Source organism: Clostridium sp. YIM B02569, from assembly GCF_022320765.1.
In the GTDB taxonomy this organism is placed as follows: domain Bacteria; phylum Bacillota; class Clostridia; order Clostridiales; family Clostridiaceae; genus Clostridium; species Clostridium beijerinckii.
Genome location: NZ_JAKJJX010000003.1, coordinates 171,062 through 183,425, shown reverse-complemented (window position 1 = coordinate 183,425; position 12,364 = coordinate 171,062). Strand labels below are relative to the sequence as shown.

General features: G+C 29.8%; 11 protein-coding genes. All 11 read left to right on the top strand.

Going from position 1 to position 12,364, the window contains the following annotated elements:
* Positions 1-111 precede the first annotated feature (111 nt).
* A complete protein-coding gene (locus L3B96_RS03745) occupies positions 112-1,047 on the top strand; it encodes a M14 family metallopeptidase (RefSeq protein WP_238858883.1) in 936 nt (311 codons plus the stop codon).
* Positions 1,044-1,979 carry a M14 family metallopeptidase gene (locus tag L3B96_RS03740; RefSeq protein WP_077830606.1) on the top strand — a complete coding sequence of 312 codons (936 nt, stop codon included), beginning with the start codon at positions 1,044-1,046 and terminating at the stop codon, positions 1,977-1,979. The genes L3B96_RS03745 and L3B96_RS03740 overlap by 4 nt, the downstream gene beginning before the upstream one ends.
* 263 nt (positions 1,980-2,242) lie before the next feature.
* Positions 2,243-3,646: a cation:dicarboxylase symporter family transporter gene (locus L3B96_RS03735; RefSeq protein WP_238858882.1), complete on the top strand. Its 1,404-nt coding sequence runs from the start codon at positions 2,243-2,245 to the stop codon at positions 3,644-3,646.
* Between the two features lie 159 nt (positions 3,647-3,805).
* The gene (locus L3B96_RS03730; protein ID WP_077830604.1) at positions 3,806-4,186 is read left to right on the top strand and encodes a GntR family transcriptional regulator; all 381 of its coding nucleotides are present in this window, start codon (positions 3,806-3,808) and stop codon (positions 4,184-4,186) included.
* Positions 4,187-4,358: 172 nt separating this feature from the next.
* Positions 4,359-5,213, top strand: a complete 855-nt coding sequence (locus L3B96_RS03725; RefSeq protein WP_238858881.1) for an ABC transporter ATP-binding protein — start codon at positions 4,359-4,361, stop codon at positions 5,211-5,213.
* Positions 5,214-5,371: 158 nt separating this feature from the next.
* Complete coding sequence (locus tag L3B96_RS03720) at positions 5,372-6,031, top strand: ABC-2 transporter permease (RefSeq protein ID WP_238858880.1); 660 nt, start codon at positions 5,372-5,374, stop codon at positions 6,029-6,031.
* 306 nt (positions 6,032-6,337) lie between these two features.
* Complete coding sequence (locus L3B96_RS03715; RefSeq protein ID WP_238858879.1) at positions 6,338-7,336, top strand: hypothetical protein; 999 nt, start codon at positions 6,338-6,340, stop codon at positions 7,334-7,336.
* Positions 7,337-7,656: 320 nt separating this feature from the next.
* The gene (locus L3B96_RS03710; RefSeq protein WP_238858878.1) at positions 7,657-8,448 is read left to right on the top strand and encodes a phosphocholine cytidylyltransferase family protein; all 792 of its coding nucleotides are present in this window, start codon (positions 7,657-7,659) and stop codon (positions 8,446-8,448) included.
* Between the two features lie 107 nt (positions 8,449-8,555).
* Positions 8,556-9,854, top strand: a complete 1,299-nt coding sequence (gene aepX / locus L3B96_RS03705) for a phosphoenolpyruvate mutase (RefSeq protein ID WP_238858877.1) — start codon at positions 8,556-8,558, stop codon at positions 9,852-9,854.
* 131 nt (positions 9,855-9,985) lie between these two features.
* Positions 9,986-11,119, top strand: coding sequence for a phosphonopyruvate decarboxylase (gene aepY, locus L3B96_RS03700; RefSeq protein ID WP_238858876.1), 1,134 nt, complete (start codon positions 9,986-9,988; stop codon positions 11,117-11,119).
* 120 nt (positions 11,120-11,239) lie between these two features.
* A complete protein-coding gene (locus tag L3B96_RS03695) occupies positions 11,240-12,364 on the top strand; it encodes a 2-aminoethylphosphonate aminotransferase (RefSeq protein WP_238858875.1) in 1,125 nt (374 codons plus the stop codon).

Sequence of the window (12,364 nt, the reverse complement as noted above, 5' to 3'; positions counted from 1 at the left end):
TGGGATTCTTTGCTTATTTTTTGTATAAAAGAAAATTTTTTTACAATAATAATATTAATTTAGATTGTTTTTACAGAATAGGTTTTTGAGTGTGAGCATATGGAGGGGAACATGGTAGAAACGGTAGTATCTTTAGGATTAGCGGTTGATGAAAAGTTAGTAATCAAAAAAAATAGACTTACGTCAGTAAATATTAATGAAAAGGCTAAAAGAATATGTATTATAACAGGTCTTCATGGAGATGAACTTGAAGGTCAATATGTATGTTATAAATTAATAAGAAAAATTAAAGAAAATATTAAATACTTAAATGGAATTGTTGATATATACCCATCTTTAAATCCGCTTGGAATAGATTCAGTACATAGGGGAATGCCAACATTTGATTTAGATATGAATAGAATATTTCCAGGATCTGAAAGCGGAGCAATGGCAGAACATGTTGCAGCTAAAATTATTGAAGATATAGAAGGGGCTGATATATGCATAGACCTGCATGCAAGCAATATATTTTTGAGAGAAGTGCCTCAAGTTAGAGTGAGTGAGCATATAAAGGAGAAATTAGTACCTTATGCAAAGCTGTTAAATATGGATTTTATATGGGTTCATCCAGAGTCTACTGTTCTGGAATCAACACTTACATATAGCTTAAATAATAAAAATATACCAACATTGCTTGTAGAGATGGGGGTTGGAATGAGAATTACACAAGAATATGGGGATCAATTAGTGGAAGGTATATTTAATTTAATGAAAGAATTGGACATATGGAATGGCACAGTAAATCCTGTAAGAGATCCCATAATATCAACTGAAAAAGAAGTGAATTTTATAAATGCTAATTCATCAGGAATATTTATGCCTTGTGTAAAACATTTGGATGAAATAAAAAGAGAAGAAAAAATTGGAGAGATTTTTAATTCTTTAACTGGAGAAATAGAAGAAGAGGTTATTTCATCTTGTGATGGAGTAGTATTTACATTGAGAGAATACCCAGTTGTTTATGAAGGGTCGCTTATTGCGAGGGTACTTGGAGGTGTAAAATGATAAAAGAAATAATATATACGTTAAAGTCACCTCATAGAGATGATATGAGAATAACAGGATATAAATTTGGAAAAGGTGGAAAGTCAGCATGCATAGTAGGTGCAATAAGGGGAAATGAGATACAGCAATTATATACGTGCTCTCAATTGATTAAAACTTTAACTAAGTTAGAGCAAAGGGGAGCAATTTCAAGACATAGCGAAATTCTTGTGATTCCTTGTGTAAATCCTCATTCAATGAATATAGGAAAAAGATTTTGGACAATGGACAACACTGATATAAATAGAATGTTCCCAGGAGAAGTAAATGGGGAAACAACTCAGAGAATTGCAAGTGGTGTTTTTGAACAAGTTAAGGATTATACGTATGGAATACAGTTTGCTAGTTTTTACATGCCTGGAGATTTTATTCCGCATATAAGGATGATGGAAACAGGATATCAGAGTCCAAGTCTTGCAAATTTATTTGGACTTCAGTATGTATTAATTCGTAAGCCGAAACCTTATGATACAATGACATTAAACTATAATTGGCAGATGTGGAATGCAAGTGCCTTTTCTTTGTATACAAATGCAACGGATCAAATTGATGAAGTTTCTGCCAAACATGCAGTAGTGGCTGTATTAAGATTTTTAACTAGAATGGGAGTTATAAAATATACTAGTCACAGTGGATACATAGCTAGTGTTTTGCAGGAAGATGATTTGCTTTCGGTAAAGACTACTACAGGTGGAATATATAGAAGGTTAAAAAATCCAGGAGATGGAGTGGAAAGAGGCGATGTTCTTGCAGAAATAATTCATCCATATGAAGGTGAAGTCATTGAAAAAATTACATCTCCTACTGATGGAATAATATTTTTTGCTCATAAATCACCAATGGTCATGGAAAATGTGGTTGCATATAAAATTATAAGAAGACTTCATGAGTAAAACTTACATAACTATTATGAATATTAGCTTTTGATAATTGAAAGTTATATTCATGGTGGTTATTTTTTTGTCATAAATTTTAAATGATATTTTGATTAAAGTAATAATAAGTATTCCATAATTATTATAAAGTATTAAGAAGTATATGTTTTCATGAAGAATATATTTAAAAATAGTATTAACTTTTATTGACATATGATCATATAATTGATACTATAAGTATACTAAATATATAGGAATTGTAGGAATTATAGGAGGTAACAATGGATAGTACATTTTTTTCAAAATTTATAATGATAACAAGCTATAAACCAATAATATTTATAGCAATTTTAATAGGGTTATTCTATGGACTTTATAAGTTAGAAAAGGCTGGATTAAACTTTTCAAAACGTATGATTATTTCAACTGTGGGAGGATTATTACTTGGAGTTATAATACAATTTATAGCAGGATTTCCAAGCAATACAGGAGATGTTACCTGGATAGGTGAGGTTACAAAATGGTATGGGCTAGTAGGAAATGGATTCATGGACCTATTAAAAATGTTAGTAGTACCATTAGTTTTTCTTTCAATGTTAAAAGTTATAATAAACATGGATGAAAAACAAAGCTTAGGAAAACTTACTTCTAGATCAATATTTGTTTTATTAGGAACTACAGCTATTGCTTCGATAGTTGCTATAATAATCGGAAATTTATTTAGACTTGGCGTTGGAGTTGAAGCAATCCAAAGTAAAGCTGAATTAAAAGAAATAACATCTTTTGTAGATACTATGAGAGGACTTTTACCAGCAAATCCAATAAAAGCAATGGCAGATGCAAACATAGTGGCTGTTGTTATATTTGCAGCATTTCTTGGAATAGCTATAAGAAAACTAAATAAGACAAACAAAGATATTATAAAACCAGCAATAGATGTTATAGAGGCATTCTATAACATAATGACTACTGTAGCTAGAACAGTTATCAGATTTATGCCATATGCTGTATTACCACTACTTTCAAATACAGTTGCATCAAATGGAATATCAGCAATAATAAATGTGGTTAATTTCATAGTTGCTTTATATGCAAGTGTTATTATTGTATTTGTAATTCATCTTGTAATAATTTCACTTAATGGCTTAAATCCTATTCAATATTTAAGAAATGTAATTGAGCCGTTAGTTTTGGCTTTTACATCTAGATCAAGTCTTGGAACTTTACCAGTTACTATCGAGACTTTGAATAAAAAAGTCGGAGTTGAAAAAGGAATTGCAAGCTTTGCAGGAAGTCTTGGAGCTAATATGGGAATGAATGGCTGTGCTGCTATATATCCAGCATTAATGGCTGTTACAATTGCAAATATGTCTGGAACTCCAATGGATTTTAGCTTCTACGCTATGCTGGTAATTACTATAATTATAAGTTCCTTTGGAATAGCTGGATTACCAGGAACAGCAATAATGTCAGTATCAGTAGTAATATCAGGAATGGGAATGGGAAGTTTCTTCCCTCTTGCAGGAGGAATACTTGCAATAGATCCGATACTAGATATGGCGAGAACAGCGCTTAATGTTGATGGATCAATGGTTACAGCAGTAACAGTTGCTAAGAGCTTTAATGAATTGGATAAAGATGTATTTAATAATGTTCAGGATAAAGTTATAGCAGAAGGAAATTAAAAAAATAGAATTAAGATATTAAAGACCATTAGGTGAGAATATAAATCACCTAATGGTCTTTTTGAATTCAAAGTGTACTAAAAAAATTATTGACAAAACTGTTCATACTGTATATATTGTATATATACAGTATGAACACAAAGGAGGCGAAGTAGTAATTTGAAAATATTACTTTCTAATAAATCTGATTTGCCTATTTATGAGCAAATTAAAGCTCAAATAAAAGAACAAATCCTATCAGGAGAAATTTTAGAAAATGAGTTTTTGCCATCAATAAGACAGCTGGCGAAAGACTTAGGGATAAGTGTTATTACCACAACCAGAGCTTATTCAGACCTTGAAAGTGAAGGGTTTATAGCAACTCTTAGAGGAAAGGGAAGTTATGTACTTCCTAAGGATAGCGAAATGGTAAGGGAACAATATTTAAAGAAAATAGAAGAAGCTCTTATGGTTGCGATTGAAAATAGTAAGTTAGCAAATATATCCAATGATGAATTAGTGGTTATGCTAAAAACATTGGCAGATGAGCAAATTACATAAAGTGAAACTTTTAAGGTGGAGTTTTATACTCAAGCTGAATTTAGTTGAACTTATCCAGGAGCGTGCAGCCGTTATAAGAGAGTGTTACGGAGGCTAGCTATCGGATAGAATATGTGAAAGTTTAATTATTACAATTTATTATTAAGAATATGAGTTTAAGGAGTAGGGAAATATGAATGCACTTGAAATAAAGAATTTAAATAAAACATTTGATGGCTTTGAACTTAAGAATATAAATTTAGAATTGCCAAAAGGTTATATATTGGGATATGTAGGACAAAATGGTGCTGGGAAAACAACGACTATAAAGCTTATAATGAATCAATTAAAAAAGGATAGTGGAGTAATAAAAGTATTTGGAAAGAGTTATGAGGATGGAGAAGAAGTTTATAAAGACATGATAGGATTTATCGGAGATGAATGCTATTTTCCAATAAATTTTACATTAAAAGATGTAATTAGTACGCTAAAAGATTTTTATACTTCATTTGATGAAAGCAAATTTAATGAATATGCTGAAAAATGGAACCTTCCTTATAAGAAAAAAATAAAAGAATTTTCAAAGGGAATGAAAGTTAAATTGTCTTTTGCAAGTATTTTATCAAGAAATACAAAACTTCTTCTATTAGATGAACCAACAAGTGGCCTTGATCCAGTAGTTAGAAATGAAGTTTTAGAGATATTACAGGAATATATAGCGGATGGAGAAAAAAGTGTTCTATTTTCAACCCATATAACAAGTGATCTTGAAAAGATAACAGATTATCTATTCTTTATTAATAATGGAGAAAAGGTGTTTTATGATATAACAGAAAATGTACTAGAAAGTCATCTATTGGTTAAAGGTGGCCTTGATGATTTAACAAAAGAATTAAAAGAGAAGTTAATTGGATATAAGTCTTCTAATTTTGGATTTGAAGGATTAATTGACTCAAACAATAGAGATCATATAAGTAAAGATTTGTTAGTAGAAAAACCATCGATGGATGACATCGTGATATTTTATATCAATGGAAAAAGGGATTAGTATAAAATATTCTATGCATATACGTTGCAAAAATAATTCTCTATCATAATTCTAAAAATATTGCAAGAATTTTAACTGGAATTGTGAATTGTGACATATATATTATGTTTTAGTATTAATTCTATGTAGAATTTATAAAGAGAAAGAGGTTTTAAAATATGAGTAGATCAATAAGTTATTTAAGATTTGATTTAAGATTAATAAAAGAAAGTATTAGGCTTTATGTGTTAGCACCAGCGATATTTTGTGCTTTATTTATGTTTTCAGGAGAAACATATAGTATGGCATTATCATACTTATTTTTCTTTTTAATAATTTTGGCAACAATACCGTTTAGTACTCAAGGTAATGAAAAAAGCACTCAGATGTATTATATGTTTCCTGCTAAAATTTCTGATATGGTTCTTGGAAGATTTTTGTATTTAATAGGTATAGCTTTGTTTATATTTCTCATTAATACATCTATTGTGACCTATCTATATCAGATTAATAGAATTCAAAATTTTGAAATTTTAACAATGTTCTTTTGTGGGTTAATGAGCTTAATAACTTGCTTTATTCAATATCCTATATATTACAAGCTTGGAATGGAAAAGGGCAAAGCAGTATCGTTGTTAGTATATCTTTTACCTGCATTCTTCATATTTGCGTTACCATCATTTTTGGTAAATAAGGATGGTTTTATATTAGAAAATTCTTTAGATTTTATTATAAATAATAAGTTAATATTAATAATTATCAGCATGTTAATCACGGCACTTATAGGATATATTTCATATCTAATTTCATGTAAAATATGTAAAACAAAAGAAATATAGTGTGTAAAGATATTTGTTAAAAAATATTTAGAAATATTAAGTATAAATTAAGGTAAATTTAATATTTTTTTCTAACATTTATTAATGAAATATATGTATAATAGAAATATGATGAAAAGTAAATTATTAACATACATTGTATTTTTATCATCAAGTGAAACTTGATTCAGGTGGGGTTTGATCCTCATCTGAATCTTAGTTGAACTTATCCAGGAGCGTGCAGCCGTTATCTCCGGCTTAAATAAGTGGGAGTTTTACGGATGCTAGCTATCGGATAAATATGAGTATTTACAGGGGGAAAGAAAAATGAAAATGAAAAAAACTTTGGCATTCATTATGACAGCAGCTTTAACTGTTGGAACAATGGCAGGATGTAGCCAAGCAACACTTAATTATGCACAGGAGCTTTCAAATACGGCTAAATGGGAAGCAACAACATCAAGTATTGATGGAGACCTAAATATCAATGTAAAAGGAAAAGATGGAACTGAAACAAAACAAGAAATAAAATTTGCAGCTACTGGATATACAGCAAAAGATAAATCATATGTTGATATGACATTTACTGATCCAGCAGGAAAGCTTAATATTCCAGAACTTAAAGCATATTGCGATGGAACTACAAGTTATATAAATAAGAGCTTTTACCAAGGGATATCTTCTTTAAATGGACAAAGCGCTCCAACAGGTTTAAATAATATAACTCAAGAGTATATAGGTATTGATACAGAAGCATCAGGTGTTGATGTGACTAAATTAAAAGCACTAATGACTCAACCAGATGGAATGGTTGAATTCGGAAAGATGATATTTGGAGGAAATGCTGATCTTGATTTACCTTTCGTTCAAAATGGAAGAGAATATACAATAAATCTTGATGCAGATAAAACTGTAGATTTAGCTGCAAAAGCATTAAAAGCAACAGCTAATAATTTAGATAATCTTAATAGTACATTTAAGTTAGGATTGCCAGCTGAAAGTATTACACAGATGAAAACTGCTGCTAACAGCCCAGAATTTGATAAATCATTACCTGAAATTAAGGCATCATTAGCTGGAACAACTATTAATTCAAAAGAAGTGTTCACAGATAATGATTATAGCTCAGATTTCAATATGAATTTACAAATTAAAGATTTTGGAACTATTGCATTAACTATGAAAACAACAGATACTAAGAGTGATGTCAAAGGGATAACTTTCCCAACTAGCACATTAAAAGTTTCTCAAGAAGAGTTTAATAAATTAATGATTCCAGGAACAAAAACAACTATAGCACCCTCTACAAATGTAGTATCAAAATAATACTTTAAAATAATTAAATAAGAGCTGTATCAGAATTGGACCGCTTCTTATCAAGTAGATAAGGAGTGGTTAGTTTTGATATAGCTTTTTTTATTCTCTAGGAATTTATATTGTAATGAAATCTATGGATATTGTGGATATAAATTATGGAAAAGGCAGATTCAGAAGGTCATGTTTTAAATGTAGCAACTTAATTACAATATATATGATTTAAATATATTTTTAGAATTAAAGTAAATTTTTGTATGAACATATTGTTTTGAACAATGAAAGGTGTTAATATAATGTTGTTCAAAATATGAACTTAATGGAGGGGGAAAATGGGAAAAGTAAAAACAGCAGTAATTTTAGCAGCTGGAATGGGATCAAGATTGCAGGATATAACAAAGGATATGTTACCAAAAGGATTTATAAAGGTAAATGGGAAAAGCTTGATAGAAAGATCTATTGAAAAATTAAGAAGTCTAGGCATAGATAAGATTTATATAGTGACAGGACATTTGCATGAATTTTATGATGAACTAGCAAAAGATAAAAATTATATAGAAACAAGAAAAAATAGAAAATATAAAGCTACAGGCAGCATGACTTCTCTTTCGATTCTTGAAGATGAATTAAAGGAAGACTTTTTGCTACTTGAAAGTGATTTAATATATGAGGTCTATGCACTGATAAAGACTATAAATTTTGAGGAAAATGATTGTATTTTACTAAGTGGAAAAACAGATTCTGGAGATGAATGCTATGTAGAAGTTAGAGATAATAACTTATATAAAATATCTAAAAGAAGAGAAGATATAGGACATGTATATGGGGAATTGGTTGGGATTTCTAAAATATCGTTAGAGCTATATAAGGAAATGCTGAAGCAGTATAAAGAATTCAATAGAAAAATATATGATTATGATAGCATTTTTGAAGATAGGTGCGAGAAGACAAAGAAATACGATTATGAGGATGCAATATTTGATGCTGCTAAAAAAAGAAAAGTAGGATATCTAAAGATTGAAAATTTAGTATGGGGAGAAATAGATGATAAAAATCATCTTGAAAGAATAAAGGAATCAATCATACCAAAGCTAGAAAAAATTTCAGAAGAGAGAGCAGTATAGAGGAAAATGTTTGGATGTGTTCTAGATTAATAGATTTTTTATGGTTGAGTTTTAACGTCTAGTAATATTCATATAAAAATGTAGAAAATAGGAGAGTGTGAAAGAATATGAAAACAGTTTATGTTGCTATGAGTGCGGATATAATTCATCAAGGACATTTAAATGTACTAAATGAAGCAAGAAAATTTGGAGATATAATAGTAGGATTGCATACAGATGAGGTTATAAGAGGTTACTGGAGAAATCCAATAATGAAATATGATGAGAGAAAAGAAGTGATTAGTAATATTAAAGGAGTTATATCTGTAGTTCCTCAAGAAAGCTTAGATCAAGTTCCAAACCTTCTTAAAATTAGACCTAACTATGTTCTTCACGGGGATGATTGGAAGGAAGGCTCGCAAAAAGAATTAAGAGAAAAAGTTATAGAGGTGTTAAAACAATTGGAAGGAGAACTTATAGAAGTTCCATATACTAAAGGGGTTTCTATTTCAAAATTAGATGAAGAATTAGCTAAAATAGGTATAACACCTCAAATGAGAATGAAAGGTCTAAAGGAATTAATTTATTCAAAGAAACCCCTAAGAATACTTGAGGCTCATAATGGCTTAACAGGACTCATTGTTGAAAAGACTAAAGTTCAAAGGGATGGGAAAATAAAAGAGTTTGATGGAATGTGGATTAGTTCATTATGTGATTCAACAGCTAAGGGAAAACCTGATATAGAATTGGTAGATTTAACATCAAGATTAAATACAATTAATGATATCTTAGAGGTAACAACGAAACCGATAATAGTTGATGGAGATACAGGAGGACAAATTGAACATTTCGTTTATACAGTTAAGACTTTAGAGAGGTTAGGAGTTTCAGCTATTATTATTGAAGATAAAACTGGTCTTAAAAAAAATTCATTATTTGGAACAGAAGTGAAGCAAACTCAAGATACAATAGAACATTTTTGTGACAAAATAAGAGCTGGGAGAGAGGCGAGAGTGACTAGTGATTTTATGATAATTTCAAGGATTGAAAGTTTAATTGCAGGCGCTGGAATGGATGATGCTATAAAAAGGGCTAAAGCTTATATTGAAGCAGGAACAGATGGTATCATGATTCATAGTAAAGAGAAAGATGGAAGAGAAATTATTGAATTCTGTAGAAGATATAATGAGTTTGAAAATAGAGTACCTTTAGTAGTAGTCCCAACTTCATATAATTTTATGAAAGAGGAAGAGTTAATGGAATTAGGAGTTAACGTTATTATTTATGCAAATCATCTGATAAGAAGTGCATATCCAGCAATGGTAAATACAGCAAAAAGCATTTTAGAGAATGGAAGGTCAAAAGAGGCTTCAATCAACTGTATGCCTATAAAAGAAATACTTACTTTGATTCCAGGAGGAATGTAAAGAAATTAAGTAAACAACTGAAATTATATATATTTGAGTACTTGTTCCATTTTTTGACTATTAAAATATTGTATTTGGAGTATGCTGAAAATATAGTTTTCATAAGCGTAATATTAAAGGAGTTAAAAAGAATGATTGAAGTAAAAGAGTTTTATAATGAGCTATTAAATAACAATATAGATTTCTTTACGGGTGTTCCAGATTCTTTACTAAAGTCTTTTTGTGCATACATTAAGGAAAATGTAAGTAGCGAAAAGAACATAATTTCAGCTAATGAGGGGAATGCAATAGGAATAGCAGCAGGATATCACTTAGCAACAAAGAAAATTGGCCTAGTATACATGCAAAACTCAGGTCTTGGAAATGCATTAAATCCACTTGTATCCCTTACAGATAAATTGGTCTATAGTATACCAGTGCTTTTAATAGTTGGATGGAGAGGTGAGCCAAATAAGAAAGATGAACCTCAACATAAGAAACAAGGACTTGTTACAATCGAAATATTGGATATTCTAAGCATTAAATATGATATTTTAGAAAATAACACAAGCAATGATGAAATGAGGAAAAAGATAAGGAAAGCAAATAATTATATGAAGGAAAATAACGAGCCCTATGCATTGGTAGTGAAAAAAGATACTTTTGATGAATATCAAATAAAGTATGATAAAACTTTGGAGTTAGAAATGACTAGGGAAGATGCTATAGAAATATTAATATCTAAAGCGAAAGAAAAATCAGTTGTAGTATCGACAACTGGAATGGCTTCTCGTGAGCTTTTTGAATTGAGAGAAAGATATAATGGAGATCATAGTAAGGATTTTTTAACAGTAGGATCTATGGGACATGCATCTCAAATAGCATTGGGGATTGCATTAAGCAGAAAAGACAGAGATGTCTATTGTATTGATGGGGATGGTGCTTTAATAATGCATCTTGGTGGTTTAGCTATAATAGGAAATCAAAATACAGATAATCTTAAGCATATTTTGATAAATAATGGAGCTCATGATTCAGTAGGAGGTCAAGAAACTGTAGGATTTAAAATAGATACTTTAGCAATTGCTAAAGCTTGTGGATATAAAAAATTCTATTCGTGTAGTTCAAGAGATGAATTAGTTAGGTTATCGGAAAAAATAAGCAATGAGAAAGGTTCTATATTTTTAGAGATAAAAGTAAAAAAAGGTTCAAGAAAAAATTTGGGGAGACCTACAACAACACCAATTGAAAATAAGGAAATGTTTATGAAATTTTTAGAGAATTAATATACAATGCAAGCGGGATACTTTGAATGAATTATATTATTTAGAATTTATGTATAAAAGAAAATAGACTGGCATGCTGATTTATTGTTTTTTGATAACACGGTATAGGAGGAAATTAATTTGGAAATCAGAAGAAATATATTATTAAACCCAGGACCAGCTACCACATCGGATACAGTAAAATTTGCTCAGATTGTACCAGATATTTGCCCGAGAGAAAAAGAATTTGGAAGCATTATGGAGTTTATATCAAGAGAACTTACTGAATTTGTAGGTTCAAGGGAAAAGTATACAACTATATTATTTGGAGGATCGGGAACTGCAGCAGTTGAGGCGATTTTAAGTTCGGTAGTTAATAATAAAACAATATTGATAATTAATAATGGGGCTTATGGCAAGAGAATGTGTGAAATTGCAGAAATATATAATTTGAATTATATAGAATTTAAAAGCTCTCAAATAGAAACAATAAACTTAAAAGAGTTGGAAGAAGTAATTAAAAAGAATAATGAAGAAAGCAAAATAAATAATTGTGGAGCTATAAGCCATTTAGCGGTAGTTCATCATGAGACTACAACGGGGATGTTAAATGACATAGAATTATTAGGTGAAATTTGTAAGAAATATAGTATTGAGATGATAGTAGATGCTATGAGTTCATTTGCAGGTATTCCTATAGATATGTATACGATGAATATAAAATATTTAGCATCGAGTTCAAATAAATGTATACAAGGTATGGCTGGAATAAGCTTTGTAGTAGCAGATAAGAAGGCTTTGAATAATACTCAAAATATAAAACCTAGAAACCTCTACCTTAATATATACAAACAATATTCATATTTTAAAGATAATTATCAAATGAGATTTACGCCGCCAGTTCAAATACTTTATGCATTAAAGCAGGCAATAATAGAGGCTAAGGGTGAGACAATAGAGAAGAGATATAAGAGATATAAAGAGTGTTGTGAAATTTTATGGGATGGACTAGATAAACTCAATTTAAATAGACTAATAGATAAAAACATATCATCAATGCTTTTGACTTCAGTAATTGAGCCACAGATAAAAAATTATAAATTCGATAGATTACATGATTACTTATATAGCAGGGGATTTACTATATATCCAGGAAAGATATCTTCAGAAAACACATTTAGAATAGCTAATATAGGTGATATATATCAAGATGATATGAGGAGATTTGTAAAAATATTAGAAGAGTATTTTACAGGTATTATATAA